The sequence below is a fragment of the Novosphingobium sp. G106 genome, from assembly GCF_019075875.1.
Classification (GTDB): domain Bacteria; phylum Pseudomonadota; class Alphaproteobacteria; order Sphingomonadales; family Sphingomonadaceae; genus Novosphingobium.
In genome coordinates this window covers 1,059,392-1,081,826 of sequence record NZ_JAHOOZ010000001.1, presented here as the reverse complement: position 1 = coordinate 1,081,826, position 22,435 = coordinate 1,059,392, and the positions used below count along the sequence as shown (strand labels likewise).

The following is a 22,435-nucleotide window of genomic DNA, read 5'->3' as shown; positions in this document are numbered from 1 at the left end:
CCCTTTTACCCAGCTATGCCGTGGCAGTGCTTGTATTTCTTGCCCGAGCCGCAGGGGCAGACCGCATTGCGGCTGAGGTTCTGCCCGGCATAGGGATCGCCGCCAGCCTCGGCCAGGGCCACCCCCGCCTCGGCGAGACCGAAGGCGCTCGTCGGCGAGGCGCCAAACACCGGCGACGCCGACACTTCGCCGCTCGGCGGCGGCATGGTGAAGGGATCGATATGCCCGGTCAGGAAATCAGGTAGCTCGGGCAGGCCGATCTCGGGTGCCGGCGAGAACTGGAGGTCGCTCGTGGTCAGGATGCGCGTCACGTCCTCGCGGATGGACTCCAGCATCTTCTCGAACAGCCCGAAGGCTTCCTGCTTGTACTCGTTGATCGGCGTCTTCTGCGCATAGGCGCGCAGGAACACGACCTGGCGCAGCGCATCGAGCGTAGCGAGGTGCTCCTTCCAGTAGTGATCGAGCCGGTCGAGCAGCACGCTCTTCTCGACCTGCCGCCAGACGGTCTCGTCGTTGGCCGCGATCTTGGCTTCCATCTTCTCGGTGGCGAGCGTGGCGATGCGCTCCTCGATCACTTCGGGATCGAGGCCGTCCTCGTCCATCCAGGCATCGATCGGCAGGTCGAGCGCCAGCACGTCGCCGACCCGCTCCTTGAGCTGTTCCGTGTTCCAGTGCTCGGGGTAGGAGCCTGCCGGGCAGGCATCGGCGACGATCGCGTTGATCGTGTCGTTGCGCATGTCGACCACGACGTCGTCGACGGTCTCGGCATCCATGATGTCGGCGCGCTGCTCGTAGATGACCTTGCGCTGGTCGTTCATCACGTCGTCGTATTCGACGACCTGCTTACGGATGTCGTAGTTGCGCGCCTCGACCTTCTTCTGCGCGGTCTCGATCGCCTTCGACAGCCACTTCGAGCCGATCGCCTCGCCATCGGCGAGGTTGCTGTTCATCATGCGCGCGAACAGCGTGTCCGGCCCGAAGATGCGCAGCAGGTCGTCCTCGAGGCTGAGGTAGAACTTCGACATGCCGGGATCGCCCTGGCGGCCCGAACGGCCGCGCAGCTGGTTGTCGATGCGGCGGCTTTCGTGACGTTCGGTACCGATCACGCAGAGCCCGCCGGCGGCGAGCACGAGCTGGCGCTGCTCGGCCACTTCGGCCTTGATCTTGGCCACCGCGGCGTCACGCTCGGGACCTTCCGGCATGTCCTTGAGCTCGTCCTCGGTGCGAAACTCGACATTGCCGCCCAGCTGGATGTCGGTGCCGCGGCCGGCCATGTTGGTGGCGATCGTCACCGCGCCGACGCGGCCCGCCTGAGCGACGATGTGCGCCTCCATCTCGTGGAAGCGGGCGTTGAGCACGTTGTGAGGCACGTTCTCCTGGCGGAGGAACTCGGAGAGCAGTTCCGACTTCTCGATCGACACGGTGCCGACGAGCAGCGGCTGCCCTGCCTCACTGCGCTCCTTGATTAGCTTGGCGATGGCCTGGAACTTGTCGTTGGTGTTCTTGTAGAACTCGTCGTCCTCGTCAATGCGCTGCACCGGCACGTTGGTCGGGATGGTGACGACGTTCATCTTGTAGATGTCGAAGAATTCCGGCGCCTCGGTCGCCGCGGTGCCGGTCATACCGCCCAGCTTGGGGTACATGCGGAAGTAGTTCTGGAAGGTGATCGAGGCCATCGTCTGGTTCTCGGGCTCGATCCGGACGCCTTCCTTGGCCTCGACCGCCTGGTGCAGGCCGTTCGACCAGCGGCGGCCGTCCATCATGCGGCCGGTGAACTCGTCGATGATGACGACCTTGTCGTCCTTGACGATGTAGTCGATGTCGCGCTTGAACATGACGATGGCCTTGAGGGCCTGGTCGAGGTGGTGGACCACCTGCGTGTTCTCGATGTCGTAGAGGTTCGAACCTTCGAGCATGCCCGCGTCCTCGAACATGCGCTCGACCTTCTCGACGCCGTCCTCGGTCAGGGTGATGTTCTTGGTCTTTTCGTCGGCATCGTAGTCCTCGGGCACGAGCCGCTTCACCACGGCGTCGACCTGCATGTAGAGCTCGGACTTGTCGTCGGTGGGGCCCGAGATGATCAGCGGCGTGCGCGCCTCGTCGATCAGGATCGAATCGACCTCGTCGATCAGCGCATAATTGAAGGGGCGGTGGACCATCTGGCCGCGCTCGTGCTTCATGTTGTCGCGCAGGTAGTCGAAGCCGAGCTCGTTGTTGGTCGCATAGGTGATGTCGCAGGCATAAGCCTCGCGGCGCTGGTCCTCGGAGAGGTTGGGCACGATCACGCCCACGGTCAGGCCGAGGTAGCGGTATATCTGGCCCATCCAGTCGGCGTCGCGGCGGGCGAGGTAGTCGTTGACCGTGACGACGTGGACGCCCTTGCCCTCGAGCGCGTTCAGATAGACCGCGAGCGTCGCCACCAAGGTCTTGCCCTCGCCCGTGCGCATCTCGGAAATCTCGCCGCGGTGCTGGACGATGCCACCGATCATCTGCACGTCGAAGTGCCGCATGCCGAGCACGCGCTTGCCCGCCTCGCGCACCGTGGCGAAGGCCTCGGGCAGGATATCGTCGAGCGTCGAACCCGCGGCCAGCGCGGCCTGGAACTTGGCCGTCTGGCCGATCAGCTCTTCTTCGCTCAGCGCTTCGAGCGCGGGCTCATAGGCGGCGATCTCTCTGACGATCTTGTCGAGCGACTTGACGTAGCGGTCATTGGACGAGCCGAAAACGGCCTTGGCGAGTGCCCCGAACATAGCGAATTCCTGACGTGGAGATGGTTTGTATGACGTAACGGGCGCCGCCTTCAGGCAGCACCAGGCGGGGATCAAAAGACGGCCGGCGCGCTATTCGCGCGCGCGGTCGATCCCGGGCAGAACCGTCCAGGCCCGCCATTCGGTCGGCGTCAGCGCGATCGGCAGGCAGCCTGCGATCCGGACCGTCTGCTGCATGATCGGCGCCGCGCAATCCTGCGCCCGGGCAACCGCGACACGGGCCTGAGCGGCTTGCGCCTGCACCGTCCCGACCTGCGCAGTACCGACCCCGCGCATGCCGGTTTCGGCATGTGCCGTCTGCGCGGCGAAACCGAGCAGCGCAAGCAGGGCAAGAAGAATGCGGGTCATCGTGCGCAAGCAGTTAGGGGAATTTGCGGCTAAAGTCCAGTAGCGTCGTAACCGCGACCGGATCTCGGACATCTTACGCTCACGGCGCAGGCTCGATATGCCCCGCGGCCGTGACTTGCCCGGACGCGCGCCGCGGACGTCATCACATGGCAGGTTCCAAGGTTATGCTGTCGTGGATACGGACCCGGCGTCGTATTGGCTGGCCCTGCGCATCGAGGAAGGGCTTCGTTTTCTGCCCCGCAGGACAAGCCAAAAGCGTGCGGGAGAACGATGCGTTATTACCTCCATCACGCCTCTCCACCGTACACCGACCAATGCTGCCATCAGGCTCGACCACATAGCTTATCACGGTGTCGCCCTCTACCGGTGGTTTGACCGTAATCGAGGAAGGAACCTCTCCTGCGGGAAGCCTCCAGCGGACTCGATTGGAGTAGTAACCCTCGGCAGGCTTGCCTTCGCCGTCAATCGCAGGATCAAACCATGCGCGCAGGGACACGAGTTCGCAGGTCCTGCGATCGAACGCTTCCGATCCGCTGCTCTCGCTGATCTGGCAGTCCATGACTTGCCCGTCGGGGGCGACCTTGACCGCGAATGCCGTGGTCCCCTCGGCACGCTGCGCGACGGCATCCGTGGGATAGTCGTTGGTCGTGACCCAACGGCCGGGACTGCCGATCGGCTGGGCGCCACGCGGCGGGGCGGCCGCCGCAGGAGTGAGTCCCGTGACCGCAACAACGATCAGAAGCGAGCGTGTAAAGGGCATGCGCCTTGCTGCCTCGAACTCGGCACTAGGTAAAGCCGGCGACTTCCGAAACCGCCACCAGATTGGCGCCATGTCGCTTGCGCAGACGATTGCCCAATTCCCCGATTGCGCATAATCGCCGAGCCATGTCCGACGCAATTTCCCCGCTCGCCACGCCCTTCCCCGCACTGCCTGCCATTGCCGGCGTGACGCCGCGCATCGCCCGCGCCGGTTACAAGGACTGGGGCCGCTGCGACCTGACCTATGTCGAACTGGACGAAGGCACGGCTGTCGCGGGCGTGTTCACCAGGAATGTCTGCTGCTCGTCCGAGGTCGAACTGGGGCGCGAGCAGGCCGTGCTCGGGCGCGCACGGGCACTGGTGGTCAATGCCGGCAATTCCAACGCCTTCACCGGCTATCGTGGGCGCGAGGCTGTCGAGCAAGTCATGGGGCAGGTTGCCGGGCACTTGGGCTGCGAACCCAGCGAGGTGTTCGTTTCCTCGACCGGGGTGATCGGCGTGCCGCTGCCCAAGGACAAGGCGCGCGCGGGCGTGGAGGCTGCGCTGACTGCCGAGCCCTGCTCGTGGGAAGACGCCGCCAAGACGATCGGTACGACCGATACCTTCGCCAAGGGCGCGACCGCTTCGGCGATCGTCGGCGGCCAGCGGGTCGAATTCGCCGCGATCATCAAGGGCAGCGGCATGATCGCGCCCGACATGGCGACGATGCTCGGCTACGTGTTCACCGACGCCGCGGTCGAACCCGCCTTCCTCCGGGAGTGCCTTTCGGCCGCGAACCTCAGGACCTTCAGTTGCATCACCGTCGATAGCGACACGTCGACCAGCGATACCGTGCTGGCCTTCGCCACGGGCAAGGCAGGCAATGCCCCCCTCGCCTCGTTCGACGACCCCGGCGCCGATGCCTTCGCCGCGGCGCTGGAGGACGTCTGCCGCCAGCTCTCACATCTCGTGGTCAAGGATGGCGAAGGCGCGCAGAAGTTCATCCAGATCACCGTATCGGGCGCAGTCAGCGACGAGAGCGCGCGGCGGGTCGGCTTGGCCATAGCCAACTCACCGCTGGTCAAGACCGCGATCGCCGGCGAGGACGCCAACTGGGGCCGCGTCGTCATGGCCGTTGGCAAGGCCGGCGAGCCGGCCGATCGCGACAAGCTGTCGATCGGTTTCGGCGGCACCTGGGCGGCGAAGGACGGGCAACCGCTGGCCGACTACGACGAGGCTCCGGTCGCCGCGCATCTCAAGGGCCGCGAGGTGACGATCGAGGTCGATCTCGGGCTCGGCGAAGGCCGCGCGACGGTGTGGACCTGCGACCTGACGCACGGCTACATCTCGATCAACGCCGACTATCGTAGCTGAGGAGGCGCTCGTGACTCAGGCCCTGACCCAGGCCGTCGCCGCGGTGATGCGCGATGCAGCCGCCCGTGCGATCATGCCGCATTACCAGACGCTGACCGCCAGCCAGATCAAGGACAAGGCGGCCGACGACCTCGTCACGGTGGCCGATACCGAGAGCGAGGCGATCCTTTCGGAAGGCCTCGCCAGGCTGCTGCCTGAAGCGACGATCGTCGGCGAGGAAGCGGTAGCCGCTGATCCCAGCCTTATGGGCAAGCTCGGCGACGCCCTGTGCTGGATCGTCGATCCGATCGACGGCACCAACAACTACGCCGCGGGCAAACCGCCCTTCGGCATTCTGATCGCGCTGGCCGAGGCGGGCGAGACTGTCGCCGGGTGGATCTACGATCCGCTGAAGGACAGGCTCTGCCACGCGCACCGTGGCCAGGGCGCCTTTATCGGTGATGAGAGAGTAACGGCGCGCATCACGGGCGCCGAGCCGCCGATCGCGGCGATCTCGCTGGTTTTCGCCGACCCCGAGAAGCGCATCGCGCTCAAGACGCAGATCGCGCCGCATTACAGCCTGGTCGACATCCCGCGCTGCGCAGCCGAGCAGTATCCGCGGCTCGTGCTGGGTGAGAACGACGTCTCGATCTTCGAGCGGACCTTGGCCTGGGATCACGCGACGGGCGTGCTGTTCGTCAACGAGGCTGGCGGCAAGGCGGCACGCCCCGATGGTACGCCCTATCGCGTCGACGAGGATCGCAAGGGCCTGCTCGGCGCGGCAAGCCCGGCCCTGTGGGACCAGCTCGCCGCGCGCATGAGCGCGATTTAGAGGACGCTTTCCAGCCAGCCCTTGAGCTGGCTCTTCGGCGCGGCACCGAGCTTCTGGGCGACGGGCTTGCCGTCCTTGAACAGCACCATCAGCGGGATCGACTGGACGCCGATCTGGCCAGGAATGGTCTGGTTCTCCATGATGTCCATCTTGGCGATGGTCACCTTGCCTTCGAGTTCCTCGGCGATCTCTTCGAGCGCCGGGGCGATCATCTTGCACGGGCCGCACCAGTCGGCCCAGAAATCGACCAGCACCGGCGTGCTCGATTCGAGCACATCGGCGGAAAAGCTGGCGTCGGTCACGGCTTTGGTCGGCATGAGGGTAAACTCCTGGATAAACTATTGGTCTGCAATCTAGGGGCGCGCGCCGCGATCGCAACGGCAGCGGCGAAAAGCTTTACTCCGCTGCCAGCAAGGCCTGCTTGTGCTGCGCCAGAACCTCCGCCGGAAGCGCGATCAGTCGCGGCGCAGCGGTGTAGAGCAATGCCGCCTCGACACTGCGTCCCGGATAGGCCGCTTCGAGCGCCGCGACATAAGCGGCCATCTGCCGCAGGCTGGCCACGGGCACTTCGGCAAGGCTTGCCGGCGGCCGCCGCGCGGTCTTGAAATCGACAAGCCGGATGCGACCAGGCTCGATCAGCAGGCGGTCTATCGTACCCGATACCACCTGCCCGCCGACCAGCGCGGCGATCGGCACTTCGGCCAGGCCTGCGGATGCGAACAGGCCGCGCCATTCGTCGTTCGACAGAACCCCGAGCACCGAAGCGAGCAGGTCATCCTGCTGCGCCGGATCGAGTTCGGCCGCGTTGCGCGCCAGCCAGCGACTCCCCGCTGCAGCGCGATCATCGGGCGCGACTTCGGGCAATCGTTCGAGCAGCTTGTGGATCAGCACGCCGCGCCGCGCGGCTTCGCTGCCCGCGCCCGGCGGGTAGGGCGGATCGGACGAGACGTCCTCGCCCAGCGACGACGGCGCGAGCGGGCGCGACGGGCGCGGTTCGGCCGGCGGCGGCGCGGCGAGCCAGCGCGGCAGCGGTTCGGGCAAAGGCAATTGCGCGGACACCGGCTTGGCCTCGCCCGCCAGCGGCGCCAGCGCGCCCCATTCGAGCCGCGCCGACCAGACCCCATCCTCGATCCAGTCGTCGGCGCCGAACAACAGGCGGAGCTGCGCGTACCAGCTCGTCTCGGCCGGCTCCTTCTCACGCGCCGACAGCGCCCCGCCGATGAACAACGCCTCCTCCGCACGCGTCATAGCGACATAGAGCAGCCGCCAGTGTTCCTGCGCCTCGGCCTCCTCGACCGCGGCGTGATGCTCGGCGATGCGCCCGACGCGTTCCTCCTTGCGCAGGCTGGGCAGCGGGATCTTGCGCTCGACCTCATGCACATCGGGCAGATCGAGCCGCAGTCCCCGCGGATTGGCGGGATTTCCCGTCGCATCGGCGAGGATGACGATCGGCGCCTGCAGGCCCTTCGAGCCGTGGACGGTCATCACCCGCACCAGATCGCCGCCTCCGCCCGCCTCGCGCTTCAGTTCGCCCTCGCCAGCGTCGAACCAGGCAAGGAAGCCGACGAGGCTAGGCGTCGAGCTGGCGGCATAGGCCGAGGCGGCGTTGAGCAATTCGTCGATCGGATCGTTGGCCTCGCGCCCGAGCCGCGCGACGAGCTTCTGCCGCCCCTGCCACGGCCCGACGAGCAGCCAGTGCAGCAGCGCTTGCGGCGGCCGGAAATCGGCCAGCGCGAGCAATTCGTTCAACTTGTCCACCACCGGATGCCCGCTAGCGCGCAGATGCACCCACAAGCGCGCCCCTTTGAGACGATACCCGTGTTCGAGCAGGTCATCCTGGCTCCACCCGATCAGCGGCGAGACCAGCAGCGAGGCGAGATTGAGATCGTCGAGCGGCTGTGCGGCGAAGCGCAGCGCGGCGACGAGATCGCGCACCGCCAGCGGCGCGCCGAGCCGCAGCCGGTCGACACCGGCCACCGGCACCCCCGCCGCGTGCAGCCGCGCAACGATCAGCCCGGCCAGCTCGCGCCGGCGCCGCACCAGGACCATGACATCACCCGGCGTCGCCCGCCGCTCGCCGCCTTTGACCAGCGGAAAGCCGTGATCCATCCAGTGCCGGACCTGCTGCGCGATACGCTCCGCGAGCTGGCGGTCGGGGCGCGAAAGCCAGCCCTCCTCGCCCTCTTCGGTTTCCTCGTAATCGTCGAAGGCATCGCCCTGCTGCCCGATCGGCCGCCACAGCGCGACATAGCCGGGGCGCTTCTCGCCGACATGCCGCTCGGGCGCCTCGGCTAGGCCGAAGCTTCCATGCCCGATCGCCGCGATTGCCTCGTCCACGAAATCGAGCACCGGCTGCGCGGTACGGAACGAACGGTCGAGCCCAAGTTCGAGCAGCTCCTTGGCCGCGCTTCGGCCGGGCAGCGCATCGGCATTCCGGGCCGCGCCGAACATCGAATCGCGCACGCGCCGCCGCGCGGCCTCGAAATTCTCCGGGCTCGTCCCCTGGAAGCGGAAGATCGCCTGCTTGTAGTCGCCGACGACAAACAGCGTGCGCAGCTTGCCGTCATGCTGACCCAGCCCCGCGAAGAAATCGCCCGTCAGCGCATCAATGATCCGCCACTGTGCGCTGTTCGTATCCTGCGCCTCGTCGACGAGGATATGGTCGAACCGGCGATCGAGCTTGTAGCGGATCCAGTCGGAAAGCCCCGAGGTGCTGAGCAGCGCCGCGGCCTGGCGGATCTGATCGTCGAAATCGATCAGTCCCTCGCGCTGCTTGGCTTCGTCCCAGGCCAACGCAAAGGCGCGGCCGAGCCGCAGCGCGGGAACAAGGCGTTCCGCCAATGCCAGCAGGCTCGCCAAGGCCCGTGCCTTGGCAATACATTCACCGACGTCCGCGGCGTAGGACGCATAGTCGGGATCGAATTTTTCCAGCGAGGTGGTCGAACGCAGCGTGCCCTTCTGGGTGAAGAACACGCCGTACAGCCCGTCGAGCCCGCGCGCTCTGACTTCAGGTGCGCAGTCGAGCCAGTCGGCGATGACCGAAGCGGCATCTTGCCCGGTCTTGGCTTTCCACTCTCTGTTGGCGTCGAGACAACGGCGGAGCGCTCTCAAGTCGAACAGCGCATCGCCGCAAAGTTCCGCAACATGCGAGGCGTCGGCATCGGCCCGCAGGCCCAGCAGTTGGTTGATCCGCGGCCGCATCGGCTCCTGCCAGGAGCCCGGTCCGAACCAGGCCTCGCGCGCCTCGGCGCAGCGCAGCAGATAGACCTCGACGTCATCCGGTCCCATGCGCAGGCTGAGGTCGACCAATGCCGTCAGCAATTGCGGATCGCCGAGCGGTTCTCTCTCCGCTTCTGTCAGCAGTTCGGCGAGGACCTGCCGCGCCAGCAGGATGCGGTCGCGGTCCTCCATCGGCCGGGTGCCGGGAATCAGCCCGGCCTCGTGCGGAAAGGCGCCGAGCAGCCACTGTGCGAAGGCGTGGATCGTATCGATGCGCAGCCCGCCGCCCGGGCAATCGAGCACCGCGGCGAAAAGCGTGCGGGCGCGGGCGAGAGTGTCGGGGCCCGAAGGCGCGCCGATCGCTTCGAGCCGCTGGAACAGCGCGGGCTCGGGCAGACGCACCCACTCCGCCAGCGTACCGTTGATCCGTGCGGCCATCTCGGTCGCGCCGGCCTTGGTGAACGTCAGGCAGAGGATCTGCGACGGCTCGACATGCGGCTGGAGCAGCAGCCGCAGCACGCGCGAGGACAGCACTTGCGTCTTGCCCGTGCCCGCCGAGGCCGAAAGCCAGACGGTTTCGTCGGGCTCGACCGCATGCATCTGGTTGCCGTGCAGCGGATGGACTTTGGCAGGACCGGTCATGCCGCGTCCCCCTCCCCGCCGAGCTGCGCCAGCCACTCGTCGAGCCGCATGAGCTGGTCGTAGTCGTTGTAGCCGCCGATGTCGGGGTTGAGCCGCGCGGTAAAGGGCTCGTTGCCGAGGATCCAGCGGTCGATCGCGTCGACGAGATAGCCGGCAGTGGTCGAGATGAACTCCTCACGTGGCAGGCCGGTCTTGCGGCGGCCTTCGAGGATCGGCTCGTCGCGGAAGCCGAAACGGATTTCGTCGCGCTGCCTGAGATCGCGCGACAGCGACCAATATTCGAACCGCTCGGTCTTGCCCGAAACGCCCTCGAATCCCCCGGCTTCCGCGATCATGCCGATCAGGCCGAGCTGGAGCGCGAAGCCTTCCTGGACCATGGCGCCCGAAGGCGGCCGGCCGGTCTTGTAGTCGACCACGGCGAGATTGCCGTCGGCCAGCCTGTCGATGCGATCGGCGCGGCCGTGGATGCGGATGCCTTTGACCAGCATGTCGCCCTTGCGCTCGCTGGCGATGACATCACGCCCCTCGCCGCGCAGTTCGGCGATTTCCTCGCCGATCCAGGCAAGCGCCGCCACCAGCCGCGGCCGCCATAGCGTGCGCATCAGTGGGTGCGCGCTCATCTTGTCGAGTTCCTCGTCGGCGATCGTCAGGAGGTCGCCGCCCTCATCGTGCCAGCGTTCGAGGATCGCGTGGACCGCCGTGCCCTTCCAGGCTGCCGAGGGCTCGGCGTCGAGCGGATCGAGCGAGGACAGCCGCAGGACCGAGCTGGCGTAGAACTGGTAGGGATCGCCGCGCAGCCGGTCGAGTCCGGTGACGGCGATCTCGACCTTGCGCTGCTCGGCGCTGGGCATCGGCTGGGGGCGCGGATAGCGCGGCGCCGGCGGCGCATCGTCGATCTGGCGCGCGAGGCGCACCGCCTCGACTTCCTGATGTCCTTTCTCAAGATCACCTAGCATTGCCTTGACTCGAAGGATGAAGCGCGAAGGGATCACCGGGGCGCCCTCATCGCGCTGGGCATGGCTCAGCACCACCTCGGGCGCGCCGAGCGCGGCGGCGAGATCGTGCGCGGAGAGGCCAATGCGGAAGTCGGCGCCAGGCACGCCAAGCGCGCGCAGCACGGCCGGCGGCAGCAGCGCATCGGGCGATGGCGAGGCGGGCCAGACACCCTCGGTCAGGCCGCCGCAGATGACGAGGTCGGCGCGGCTCATCCGCGCTTCGATCAGGCCATAGACCGCGACGCGCGGGTGCCCGCCCCAGGGTGGACGCACGGCGGTGCGGTCCATCGCGTCGCGCAGGGCGGCGTGGAGCTCGCGCGGATCGAGCAGGGTGCCCGCGGCCCGCGCCGCCTCGCGCAGTTCCTCGACGAAAGCCGACAGCGCGCGGCCGTCGGGCCGGGCCCAGAGCTGGGTGCCGCAGAGGGCCTCGGCGACGCCGACCAGTGTTTCGAGCTGCAAAGCCAGCGGCAGCTCGCCAACGAGGGTGAACAGCGGTCCCAGAGTGGTTTCGACACCCGCCCACCAGTCGCGCAGGTTCGCCTGTTCGGCGATGGCGCGCAGCGGCTCCAGCCCGGAGGCGGGGCGCGGACCGCGCAGCCGGAGATCGAGCTTGCGCGCATTTTCGAGCCACGCCGGACGATCCGCCTCGGCCGCAACCAGCGGATGGGTCAGCACCGCCAGCAGCGGCACCGGCGCCGCGTCCTCGGCGAGCAGTTCGGCGAGCAGCAGTAGCAGGCGCCCGGCGGCAGTCTGCGGCAGCGGCTGGCCGGCGGTATCGTCGGCCTCGATTCCCCAGCGCTGAAGCTGCGCGACGACCCGCCCCGCCAAGCCGCGATCGGGCGTGATCAGCGCGATGCGCTTCTCGGGCACTTCCAGTGCCTCGCGGATCAGGATGGCGATGGCTTGCGCTTCCTCGCCTGGATGCGCGCTTTCCATCAAGCGCACGCCCGACAGCCGGCGTTGATCGGCAGGCAGGTCCACCCAGCGCGCCGAGGCAGCTGGCGGCAGGAACAGGTTCGAGATCGCCCGGCTTCGTGCCGGTTCGGCCGCGGACATACCCGCGCGGTGCCACGGCTGCACTTCGTTTCGCGCCACGCCCATGCGATTGAGCAGCAGTTTCAGGTGGTACTGCAGGTGGGTTGCGGCGTCATTGCGGCCGAACTGGCTACCGTCAACATCTGCCGCCTTTCCGGCGTTGCCGAGCGCGTCCCAGACCTCGGATCGAGCGAAAGGTCGAGATCGGGCAGGATCACCGCGCCGCGCGGCAGCTCGGAAACCACACGCAGCAGCCTGGCCAGCGCCGGCGACGCCGAAGTCACGCCTGCCGCAACTATTGGATTCGGCGGTGAATTCTCCAGCCAGCGCGCCGCGGCATAGTCGAAAAGTGTGTTTCGCCGAGTCGCCGCATCGACCTCGCCGCGCTCCGCCAGCTCGGCCAGCCAGTACTGCTGGACCATCAGGAAGGTCCGCGTCGAGTCCTGCCAGTGCCCGGCAAGATCGCCGACGATGCCGACCACCTCCTCCGACATCAGATCGATCGGCGCGATGCCCTCGACCAGCAGCCGGTCCATCGTCCGACCGAGGTCGAAAGCCCGGCGCAGCAAGGCCGCGCCCTTCCCCGCCTTCTCGCCCTCGACCAGCGTCAGGAAATGCGCCAGCCGCAGCCAGCGCCGCGTCGGATCGGCAGCGGGCGCGATCTCGGCGCCGGCACCGAGCGGATCTAGCAAAGCACCCAGCGTCTCGTCGAGATCGAGATCGCCGACTACCGCCATGCGCGGCAAGAGCATCCCTGCACCGGACAAGCGAATGAACGCCTCGGTCACCGTCCGCACCGCGCGGCGGCTCGGCAGCAGCAAGGTCAGCCGCGCCAGTCCGAGGTCGCCGTCGGCGTAGCGCGGGATCAGCCCGGCGACCAGCGCATCGGCGAAACCGCGGTGCGCGGCGATCGAGTAGATGTTCGGTCCCGGCCTGTCAGGCACGGGTCAGCAGGGCCTCGGTCGGGGCAATAGCCGCAGGGTCGCCCACTTCGCAACACAGCCCGGTATGCGAGAGCCCGAACAGCCGGCCCTCCGCGATCGCCCGCTCCCAGAGCACGTTCGTCGAAAACGGCCCTTCGGGCGCATCGCGCAGCAGGCGCTTCGAGACGATCTGGATGCCGGTGTAGATGAATGGCGCGATCCGGCCAGTCCGCCGCCGGGTGATGCGGCCCAGCGGATCGAGATGGAAATCGCCCTTGCCCTGGTAGTTGAACGCCCGGGCATGCGGCACGACCAGCAGCAGCGCGTCCATCTGATCGGGATTCCAGCGGTTCGACAGCTCGCGGAACACGTTCTGCGGGCCGTCGAGCCAGATATTGTCGCTGTTCAGGCAGAAGAACGGATCGGGCAGCAGCGGTGCGGCTTTGACCATGCCGCCGCCGGTTTCGAGCAGCAGGTCGCGCTCGTCCGAAATGGTAGTCGCCGGCCCTTTCTTGCGCGCGGCGAGGTGCGCCTCGAGCGCGTCGCCGAGATAGTGGACGTTGACCACCGCGTTGGCGACGCCGGCACTGGCCAGGCCATCGAGGCTGTAGTCGATCAGTGCCTTACCATTGACCCGGACCAGCGGCTTGGGCTGGCTCGCGGTCAAAGGGCGCATGCGTTTGCCGAGGCCTGCTGCCATGACCATCGCGGTATCGCTGGCGAGGTCCTTCACAGCGCGTAGCTCCCACCGCCGGCTTGGCGAAGTTCGGCCGGAATATTGGCGTCGAACCAGGCCGCGACCGGCGCCAGCGCAGGATGCCTGAGGTCGCGCTCCATCAGCGCCCAGACGCGCGGGATCATGTCGAGATAGCGCGGCTTGCCGTCGCGCTTCCACAGACGGACGAAGATGCCCACGATCTTCGCGTTCCGCTGCGCGCCGAGCCGGGCATAGTCGGCGAAGAAGTCCTCCGCCGGTTCGCCGCTCTTCTGCAGGTAATGGTCGAACATCTCGGCCTCGAGCTCGGGCGAGACGTCGCGCCGTGCATCCTGGAGCAGCGAGACGAGATCATAGGCGCGGTGCCCGATCAGCGCGTCCTGGAAATCGAGCAGCCCCTGCTGGTCGAGTTTGCCGAGCAGCATGATGTTCTCGGCGTGGTAGTCGCGCAGCACCGTGACGCCGGGGCACTGGCGCGGCAGCAGCGGCTTCAGTACCTCGTCCCAGGCCGCGACATAACCCGGGCCATCGACCCGAAGGTTCTGCGCCGGACAATACCAGTCGGTCAGCAGTTGCACCTCGCGCAGATACTCGGTCATCGAATATTCGGCGAACGGCCCCGGCGGCAGGCGGTGGAGATCGACCAGCACCTCGACCGCGGTGCGATAGACTTCGCGCTCATCGGCGGGCGAGTCGTCGAGGTAGTCGCGCATCCGGTCCAGACCGAAATCCTCGAGCAGCACCAGGCCGCGCGGCGCATCCTCAGCCAGTATCCGCGGCGCGCGCATGCCGTTGGCATCCAGCCACTTGGCGGCGCGCAGGAAGGGCTCGGGATTCTCGTTGGGCGGCGGCGCGTCCATCAGCATCGCGCAGCTTTCGCCGCGGCGGATGCGGAAGTAGCGGCGGAACGAGGCGTCGCCGGCCAGCGGCTCGATCGCGCAGCCGTTCCAGCCGGCTTGTTCCAGGAAGGTGTCGATGCCATCGGGCAAGCTTACGGACATGGCAGCCGCCCTAGCCAATCCGCCCCTGCTTCCACAATCGCAATCCTCCCATCATCCTCAACTTCCAGCGCAATCGCGAGGCAGGCGGACTCTTGGGCGAAACCGCCGGCATGCTCGGGCCATTCGGCGAGCAGGGCGGCACCCTGGCGGTAGTCGTCGAGGCCGATCTCCTCGGCCTCGGCCGGGTGTTTCAGGCGGTAGAAATCGGCATGGACCAGCGGCAACCGCACCGCGGGCGGATCGTAGATCTCGATAATGGCGAAGCTGGGCGAAGGTATCTCGCCTTCGTGCCCCAAAGCCGCGATGATCGCGCGCGCCAAGGTCGTCTTGCCGGCTCCGAGCCCGCCCGAGAGCGCGACAACATCGCCGGGCTTCAGCACGGCGGCAATGGCCTCGCCCAGCCGCGTCATCGCCGCGAGATCGGGCAAGTCCAGCCTCACGGCAGCTCGACGATCACCGCGGTGCCCTGCCCGGGCTCGGACAGCAGCTCCAGCGTACCGCCGTGTGCCTCGATCAGCTTGTTGGCGAGCGGCAGGCCAAGGCCCTGGCGGCGCTCGACCGCCTTGCCGTCGGCGCTGACCTTGAGGCCTTCGAGCGCGCGGGCGACCGAAGCCGCGTCCATGCCGGGCCCGTTGTCCGAAATGACGATCCGCGCGAGGTCGCCGCCTTTTACCTTGCGCCGCGACAGCTCGACGAGGATGCGCCCTCCGTTGGGCGTCGCCGCGACAGCATTGTCGAGCAGGTGCCCGATAGCGCGGCCGAGCCGGCGCGGATCGGCGGAAATCCGGCCCGAGCTCTTGTCGCCGCGCAGGTCGAGCGTCAGCCCCTCGCGCTGGATGCGGACCTCGCGCTCCTCGACCAGCTTGGTGATGAAGGGCATGAGCTCCATCTCCTCGCGGATCAGCGGCAGCATGCCCGCTTCGCTCTGCGCCAGATCGAGCACGCTTTCGATCTCTTCACCCAACCGCTCGACCGAAGTGAGGATAGCGGTGACGTATTCCAGCCCGGTCGGCGAAAGATCACCGCCGAGGCCCGCCTGCAGCAGCTCGGCAAAGCCACCGATCGAAGTCAGCGGCGTGCGGAATTCATAGCTCATGTTGGCGAGGAAACGCGTCTTCACCGCGTCGGCCTCGACCAGCGCGGCGTTGCGCTCGCGCAGGGCCTCCTCGGCCTTCTGCGAGTCGGTGATGTCGAGCACGGTCAGCAGGCCGTTGCCGTCGGGCAGCGGCACGCCGGCGAACTCCAGCGTGCGGCCGTCGGCCAGGTTCACGCGCCCGCCGGTCTGCTTGCGGTCGAGCGTCGCGGCGCGGACGACATTGCTGACGCCCTTGGCCTGCGGCGGGCGCATCAGCCGCGCGGCGATGCGTTTGAGCAGTTCCTCGATATGCGGATGGGTGTCGAGGAAATCGCTGTCGAGGCCCCAGTCTGCAGCAAAGCGCCGGTTCCACAGCTGCATCCGCCCGTCGGGCGCGAAGACCGCGATCGATCGAACAGGCTGTCGAACGTCGCGGTCCGGGTACGCAGCAAGGTGTCACGCACGGCCGAGAGGCGCAGCTGTTCGGTGCGGTCCTCGGCAATGAGCACCAACCCGCCGTCGGGCATCGGCTGGGCAACGATGCGGACATGAGTACCATCGGCCAGCGGCCAGGCTTCTTCCTGGGCTTCGCTGGCGGAGAACCACTCGGCCTTCTCGCGCCGCCAGACCTGGAAATCGCGCGTCTCAGGCACGCGGCCGGCGTCGCGCGCCATGTCGAGCACGCGCTCGAACGGCGGCGGGTTCAGCACCGCAGCCGGGGTCACCGCGAACAGGCGCTGGAACGGCTGGTTGGCGAAAGTGAGCTGGCGCTTGGCGTCGAACTGGGCGACGCCGGCGGACAGCTGATCGAGCATCGAGCGCTGCGCGTCGCGGAAGGCTTTGAACTCGCGGCCCAGCTCTTCCATGTCCTCGACGTCGACCGCATAGCCGGCAATGCCCTCGTCGCTGAGCGGCAGGTCGCTGACGCGCAGCGCGCGGCGCTGGCCGGCGATCGTGACGTGGACCATGCGCTCGATCGGCAGCTTCTGCTGCGCCGCCTGGAGCGCAATCTGCGAGGCGGTGAGCCCGTCGACGCGCTCGACCAGTTCGGTCCCGGCATCGACCACGCTTTCGGCGTTCTTCCCAGCGACGGCCGCGACATAGGCCGAGTTGACTAGGCGGAGGCGCCCATCGGGGCCGCGGAACCACATCGGCATCGGCGCCGCTTCGATCAGCGAGACCAGCGCGGTGAAGTCACCCCGCGCGCGCGCTGCTTCGGCGCGCAGCTTGACCAGTTCGCTCTCGCTGTCGCTGAAGTCGAACACCCAGACCAGCGCGGCGCCGCCGGGCGAGACATGCGGATCGGCAAGATGCCCGCGCAGTGCGAGGCTGCGCCGCGAGCCGCGCGGCGTCGCCACCATGCGGAAGGGAGCGGCGGTCTTCTGCGTGCGGCGGACCTCGGCGGTCAGCTCGGCGAGTTGCTCGGCAGTGAGGCCCTTATCGCCTGAATCGAGCTCGGTGAGGAACTGGGGGACGCTTTCGAGGCCAAGCCAGTTGGCCAGGCGCTGCGGCGCTTCGATCCGCCCGTCGGCACGCACGAGCAGCGGCAGCGCCGGCGATCTGTCGATCATTCGGGAGAGGCGCCGGCTGGCGCGCTGGCCGGTCTCGGCGCGTTGCTGGCGTACCCGCGCCATCACGATCGCCCAGCCCGCCGCAAGCGTCCAGGCTGCCAGCAGCATTCCGATGAGGACAAGCGCGGTCTGGCTGAGGATCATCGCGCCTTGGGTATGAGCGGGCGGGATGGATTACAAGTGCAGCGCCCTGCAAGGCGCGGGGATAGCGCCGTCCCGAGCCGAGCCCGGGACGGCGTTCCGATCAGTAGCGGTAGTGATCCGGCTTGAACGGACCTTCGGCCGAAACGCCGATATAGTCCGCCTGCTTCTTGGTCAGCGTGGTGAGCTTGACGCCCAGCTTCTCGAGATGCAGCGCCGCGACCTTCTCGTCGAGGTGCTTGGGCAGGACATAGACCTGGTTCTTGTAGTTCTCGCCCTTGGTCCAGAGCTCGATCTGGGCCAGCGTCTGGTTGGTGAACGAGGCCGACATCACGAACGACGGGTGGCCCGTCGCGCAGCCCAGGTTCACCAGGCGGCCCTTGGCGAGAATGATGATCTGCTTGCCGTCGGGGAACTTCACCAGGTCGGTGCCCGGCTTCACTTCGCTCCAGGCATAGTTCGACAGGGCCGCGATCTGGATCTCGCTATCGAAATGGCCAATGTTGCAGACGATCGACATCGGCTTCATCGCCGCCATGTGATCGGCAGTGATGACATCGGCATTGCCGGTCGCTGTTACGAAGATGTCGGCGCGGGTCACCGCCTCGTCCATCGTCACGACCTCGAAGCCTTCCATCGCCGCCTGCAGCGCGCAGATCGGATCGACTTCGGTGACCATCACGCGAGCGCCGCCGTTACGCAGCGACTGCGCGCTGCCCTTGCCGACATCGCCGAAGCCGGCGACGCAAGCGACCTTCCCGGCGAGCATCACGTCGGTGGCGCGGCGGATCGCATCGACCAGCGATTCCTTGCAGCCATAGAGGTTGTCGAACTTCGACTTGGTGACCGAGTCGTTGACGTTGATCGCGGGGAACGGCAGTTCGCCCTTCTTGGCGATCTCGTAGAGGCGGTGGACGCCCGTGGTGGTCTCTTCCGAAACGCCCTTCAGGTTCTTGACCGTCTCGGTCAGGTAGCCCGGATACTTGGCGACGAAGGCCTTCAGCGCGCGCTGGAACTCGATTTCCTCTTCGTTCTCGGGCTCGCCCAGCGTGTGGCCGGCTTCGAGCTTGGCGCCCCACAACGCGAACATCGTCGCGTCGCCGCCGTCGTCGAGGATGATGTTGGCGGTGGTGCCGTCCGTGTCGGCACCCCAGTTGAAGATGTCGCCGACATAGTCCCAATATTCGGCCAGGCTCTCACCCTTGATCGCGAAGACCGGCACGCCCGAAGCGGCGATCGCGGCGGCGGCGTGGTCCTGGGTCGAGAAGATGTTGCAGGTGGCCCAGCGCACGTCGGCCCCAAGCGCGGTCAGCGTCTCGATCAGGACGGCGGTCTGGATCGTCATGTGCAGCGAGCCGGTGATGCGCGCGCCCTTGAGCGGCTGCGACGGGCCAAATTCACTGCGCAGCGCCATCAGGCCGGGCATCTCGGTCTCGGCGATGTTGATCTCCGCCCGGCCGAAATCGGCGAGGCCGATGTCGGCGATGACGTAGTCGTTGCGGGCTTCGGCGAGGGTTGCCACGGTAATTTCACTCCTGCTGGACGCTCGCACGGTCCTTGCCGAATACAAGGACAGGCGACGCTAGAATGCTGCGCCCTTAACTCAAAGCGGCGCTACGTGGCAAATATAAAGATTCCTTTATATGCCTTCCAGGGACTTCTCGCAGGCATCGCGCAACGAAGAAGGGCGGCCCGGTCAGGGGCCGCCCTTGCTCTCCCCGGTAGTCGGCCGGGAAGCGGGCGAAGCGCGGATAACCCCCTTATCCGCGCTTCCTGTTCAGTCTCAGCGACGCGTCGCCAGGGCGAACTGCTGCGGGCTGTAGCTCGACAGCAGCTGGTCGGCCGCTTCCTCAAGCGTCGCGCGGCCGCGCACCGTGGAAAGGTTCTGCGCCACGGTCTTCAGCTGGGCGCAGCTCAGCCAGGGATGGCCCTGGCCATAGGTGTTGGCCATCGTCGTGCTCAGCCGGTCGAGCGCGCGCTGGGCACCGGCAGCGCCATAGCGGCGGGCCATGTCGGCCTTCAGCTCGTCGTTGGCCTGGTTCAACTCGCGCAGCTGGCTCGAGGAGAACCGGCCGTAGTCGGCGGTGAAGTTGTCGGCCGTCGTGCGGCAGCGCAGGCCCGTCACCATCAGCATGATGTCGAGGCGGCGCAGCTTCTCGGCCCCCATCACCGAGCCAGCGGCATGCGCCGGGTTCGATAGGGCGAGGCCGGCGGCCAGCGCCGCGATTGCCACCAGCGATACGCACAGCAGCCCCCGTTCGGCAGCGGGCGCTGCCGTCTTGATCCGTTCCATGATGTAGTCTCCCCGCGGAAGTAGTCCCGCAGGATGGACTGTGCCTCGCCTCGCTTAGGGATCTTTCAATATCCGCGGTAAAGCCGATTTAACCATGATCTCGCCGCTACCTTGATGCAGATTTAACCGTCACCGACCGTTGCCGTGAGGGCGCGCGCCTCTATATCTGCCGCGACACGAGTCACCCCTCAGGAAAAGGATGCGTTCCATGACGATAGCCGTTGGCGACAAGCTGCCCGACGTAAAGGTTTCGAAGGCCGGCGAGAGCGGCCCCGAGCCCGTCCAGACCAGCGACTATTTCAAGGGCAAGCGCGTCGCGCTGTTCTCGGTGCCGGGTGCCTTCACCCCGACCTGCTCGGCCAAGCACCTGCCGGGCTATGTCGCCAAGGCCGCCGAGCTCAAGGCCAAGGGCATCGACGAGATCGTCTGCACCGCGGTCAACGACGGCTTCGTCATGGGCGCCTGGAACCGCGCCGACGGCTCGCCCGACGTGACCATGCTGGCCGACGGCAACGGCGACTTCGCCAATGCCCTGGGCCTGCCGCTCGACCTGACCGGCGGCGGGCTCGGCAAGCGCGGCCAGCGCTTCTCGATGGTCGTCAACGACGGCACGGTCGAGCAGCTCAACGTCGAAGCCGCCGGCGAGTTCAAGGTGAGCTCGGCCGAGCACATGCTCGAGCAACTCTGAGCCTTTTTCCAGGCTAACGGCGGCCGCGGCGCTTCAGGGCGCCGCGGCCGCTTTGCGTTTGAAGACCACGGCAGTGCTGTCGGCCGAGAGCTGCTGCCAGCCCACATCCTGGCGCAACGCGGCGATCAGCCGAGCATTCCAAGCCGGACTCAGCACGAAGCCGGCCGGGTGATAGAGGCGATCGACCTCGGCCAGCCCCATTTCGCCCGAGCAGATCCGGCGATAGCGATCCCACTCCTGCGGCGTGTAGCGATAGTAGCGCCCGTCATAGGCTACCCGCCATTCCGGATAGCCCCTGTCGATCGCCGGCCCGCCCCAGGGGAAATGGGCGAAGATCGTGCCGCGCACGCGCGCCGTATGCAGCTTGTCGATCGCCGCGAGCGGGATCGTCTCATCGAAATGCGTCGGGCGCAGCAACGGCGTCAGGACCGCGGCGGTGATCAGGGCAGCAGGTGCTAGCCAGGCGGGAGTCCGGCGTTCGGCCGGCGGCGGCGGCACGGCGCGAGCGATCAGCGGGATCAGCGCGATCGCCCAGAACAGCACGAAGCGATAGGTGACAATCGTCAGCGCGAAGAATGCAATCACCGTGAGAAGCTCGGCACCGTCGATCCGTCGTGGATTACGCAGCAGCAGCCAGCTCGACACGACCGCGATCAGCAGCACCGGCACGGCCACGAAGCGGTTGATTTCATGCCACAGCGGCAGCCATTCGCTGACCCCCATGGCCGCGCTGACGCGGGCGTTCTCGGCCGAGAGCTGGAGGATCGACCAGCCGTCGGGCGTGGCGAACATCATCGCCCCGGCGACCAGAACGAGCAGGCTCGTCTCCCACGGCCGCGGCGCCCCAGAACGCAGGCTGCGCCACCAGCCGACCGCCGCGTGGGCCGCCAGCGCTACCGCCGCGACGCTGACCGAAGGGTGGAGATTCTGCCAGATCAGCAGCAGCGGCACGGCCAGCACCGTCGTCTGCCACGGTTTCATTTCGAGCCGCAACAGCGCCAGCAGCGCGCCGAAGCACAGCGCGGCGAAGGTCTGCGGCCGGATGCTCGCCAGCGGCAGCGCGGCGAAGAAGGCCACGCCGAGCGCCAGCAGCACGCCCCCCGCCGAGCCGCTGCGCCGCCGGCCGGCCGCGGCGACGAGCAGGAAGCCGCCAAGCCAGCACAGCGCGTCGAACACCCGCAGGCCGGTCCAGCCGAACGCCTGGCGCACCGCCGCCATGACCGCCTGCCCCATCCAGGCGATTGCCGGCAGCCTTTCGCCAAGATGTGTGGCAGCGAACGGCTCTTGCCGCGGCACCGCCCCCGCGAGGGTCAGTTCGCCGAGCTTGAGCTGCCAGAAGATGTCGACGTCCCAGATCGACCGCGCCAGCAGCACGGCGAGCATCGCCGCCGGCGCCAGCGCGAGCAGCCAGGCCGCCACGCTGCGCGGCTTGATCGTCGATGCGTCGTTCAACCTGCCCCGCCCCCGTCAGGCATCAGTATCCCATCAGGCTCAGCACTTCCTTGCGGCTCGACTGGTCTTCGAGGAAATGGCCCATCAGCCGACTGGTGATCATGGCGACGCCCGGCGTGCGCACGCCGCGGCCGGTCATGCAGCCATGCTGCGCCTCGATCACCACGGCGACGCCCTGCGGCTTGAGGTGGTCCCAGATGCATTGCGCGACCTCGGCAGTCAGGCGTTCCTGGATCTGCAGCCGCCGCGCATAGCCGTGCAGCACGCGCGCCAGCTTCGAGATGCCGACCACATGCTTGCGCGGCAGATAGGCGATCGAGGCCTTGCCGATGATCGGCGCCATGTGGTGTTCGCAGTGCGACTGGAACGGGATGTCCTTGAGCAGCACGATCTCCTCGTAGCCGCCGACCTCGTGGAACACCTTGGCGAGATGAACGCCCGGATCCTCTTCGTAGCCCTGGCAATATTCCTTCCACGCACGGGCTACGCGCGCCGGCGTGTCGATCAGGCCCTCGCGCGACGGATCGTCGCCGGCCCAGCGGATCAGCGTGCGGATCGCGTCCTGCACTTCGTCGGGCACGGGCAGCTTGCTCAGCGGGCCGTCGTCGCCATCGTGGTGCTCGTGGTCGTGCTTGCTCATCTGTCC

17 protein-coding genes and 1 pseudogene are annotated in these 22,435 nt (G+C 67.4%); 3 read left to right on the top strand and 15 right to left on the bottom strand.

The genetic code is table 11. The annotated features are described in order from the left end of the window. Positions 1-5: 5 nt before the first annotated feature. The 3 genes from secA to KRR38_RS05065 form a co-directional block, all read right to left on the bottom strand. On the bottom strand, positions 6-2,750 hold the full coding sequence (secA, locus tag KRR38_RS05075) for a preprotein translocase subunit SecA (RefSeq protein ID WP_217399234.1): 2,745 nt from the start codon (positions 2,748-2,750) through the stop codon (positions 6-8). A gap of 90 nt (positions 2,751-2,840) precedes the next feature. Continuing rightward, positions 2,841-3,116, bottom strand: coding sequence for a hypothetical protein (locus KRR38_RS05070; RefSeq protein ID WP_217399232.1), 276 nt, complete (start codon positions 3,114-3,116; stop codon positions 2,841-2,843). 142 nt (positions 3,117-3,258) lie between these two features. Next, positions 3,259-3,876 (bottom strand): energy transducer TonB, encoded by a 618-nt coding sequence (locus tag KRR38_RS05065; protein ID WP_217399230.1) that lies wholly within the window; start codon positions 3,874-3,876, stop codon positions 3,259-3,261. Positions 3,877-4,001: 125 nt separating this feature from the next. On the opposite strand from KRR38_RS05065, the gene argJ reads away from it, so the two are divergent. Continuing rightward, the gene (gene argJ / locus KRR38_RS05060) at positions 4,002-5,228 is read left to right on the top strand and encodes a bifunctional glutamate N-acetyltransferase/amino-acid acetyltransferase ArgJ (protein ID WP_217399228.1); all 1,227 of its coding nucleotides are present in this window, start codon (positions 4,002-4,004) and stop codon (positions 5,226-5,228) included. Positions 5,229-5,238: 10 nt separating this feature from the next. Beyond that, positions 5,239-6,039, top strand: coding sequence for an inositol monophosphatase family protein (locus KRR38_RS05055; RefSeq protein WP_309140977.1), 801 nt, complete (start codon positions 5,239-5,241; stop codon positions 6,037-6,039). Here the strand turns inward: KRR38_RS05055 and trxA are convergent. The 10 genes and pseudogenes from trxA to KRR38_RS05010 form a co-directional block, all read right to left on the bottom strand. After that, on the bottom strand, positions 6,036-6,356 hold the full coding sequence (gene trxA, locus KRR38_RS05050; protein WP_217399226.1) for a thioredoxin: 321 nt from the start codon (positions 6,354-6,356) through the stop codon (positions 6,036-6,038). The genes KRR38_RS05055 and trxA overlap by 4 nt on opposite strands. 79 nt (positions 6,357-6,435) lie before the next feature. Next, complete coding sequence (addA, locus tag KRR38_RS05045; RefSeq protein WP_217399224.1) at positions 6,436-9,900, bottom strand: double-strand break repair helicase AddA; 3,465 nt, start codon at positions 9,898-9,900, stop codon at positions 6,436-6,438. Further along, positions 9,897-11,951: a PD-(D/E)XK nuclease family protein gene (locus KRR38_RS05040; protein ID WP_375293409.1), complete on the bottom strand. Its 2,055-nt coding sequence runs from the start codon at positions 11,949-11,951 to the stop codon at positions 9,897-9,899. Before KRR38_RS05040 ends, addA begins: the two co-directional genes overlap by 4 nt. A 62-nt stretch (positions 11,952-12,013) precedes the next feature. Continuing rightward, positions 12,014-12,874 carry a hypothetical protein gene (locus KRR38_RS37680; RefSeq protein ID WP_375293408.1) on the bottom strand — a complete coding sequence of 287 codons (861 nt, stop codon included), beginning with the start codon at positions 12,872-12,874 and terminating at the stop codon, positions 12,014-12,016. Continuing rightward, positions 12,867-13,586 (bottom strand): nucleotidyltransferase family protein, encoded by a 720-nt coding sequence (locus KRR38_RS05035; protein ID WP_309140976.1) that lies wholly within the window; start codon positions 13,584-13,586, stop codon positions 12,867-12,869. Before KRR38_RS05035 ends, KRR38_RS37680 begins: the two co-directional genes overlap by 8 nt. Further along, entirely contained in the window at positions 13,583-14,569 is a 987-nt protein-coding gene (locus tag KRR38_RS05030; protein ID WP_217399222.1) for an aminoglycoside phosphotransferase family protein, read from the bottom strand. The genes KRR38_RS05035 and KRR38_RS05030 overlap by 4 nt, the downstream gene beginning before the upstream one ends. Beyond that, positions 14,560-15,009, bottom strand: a complete 450-nt coding sequence (gene tsaE / locus KRR38_RS05025) for a tRNA (adenosine(37)-N6)-threonylcarbamoyltransferase complex ATPase subunit type 1 TsaE (RefSeq protein ID WP_217399220.1) — start codon at positions 15,007-15,009, stop codon at positions 14,560-14,562. The genes KRR38_RS05030 and tsaE overlap by 10 nt, the downstream gene beginning before the upstream one ends. Continuing rightward, a pseudogene (locus KRR38_RS05020) lies at positions 15,006-17,359 on the bottom strand (PAS-domain containing protein). The gene tsaE and the pseudogene KRR38_RS05020 overlap by 4 nt, the downstream one beginning before the upstream one ends. Positions 17,360-17,459: 100 nt before the next feature. Further along, the gene (gene ahcY, locus KRR38_RS05015) at positions 17,460-18,878 is read right to left on the bottom strand and encodes an adenosylhomocysteinase (protein WP_217399212.1); all 1,419 of its coding nucleotides are present in this window, start codon (positions 18,876-18,878) and stop codon (positions 17,460-17,462) included. 261 nt (positions 18,879-19,139) lie between these two features. Continuing rightward, the gene (locus KRR38_RS05010; RefSeq protein ID WP_217399210.1) at positions 19,140-19,649 is read right to left on the bottom strand and encodes an S-adenosyl-L-homocysteine hydrolase; all 510 of its coding nucleotides are present in this window, start codon (positions 19,647-19,649) and stop codon (positions 19,140-19,142) included. Between the two features lie 208 nt (positions 19,650-19,857). Here KRR38_RS05010 and KRR38_RS05005 point away from each other — a divergent pair, with 208 nt between their 5' ends. Next, positions 19,858-20,337, top strand: a complete 480-nt coding sequence (locus KRR38_RS05005) for a peroxiredoxin (protein WP_217399208.1) — start codon at positions 19,858-19,860, stop codon at positions 20,335-20,337. Between the two features lie 33 nt (positions 20,338-20,370). Here KRR38_RS05005 and KRR38_RS05000 read toward each other — a convergent pair whose 3' ends face one another. Next, a complete protein-coding gene (locus tag KRR38_RS05000; RefSeq protein WP_217399206.1) occupies positions 20,371-21,789 on the bottom strand; it encodes a hypothetical protein in 1,419 nt (472 codons plus the stop codon). Between the two features lie 22 nt (positions 21,790-21,811). Next, positions 21,812-22,429, bottom strand: a complete 618-nt coding sequence (folE, locus tag KRR38_RS04995; protein WP_217399204.1) for a GTP cyclohydrolase I FolE — start codon at positions 22,427-22,429, stop codon at positions 21,812-21,814. Between the last annotated feature and the right edge of the window lie 6 nt (positions 22,430-22,435).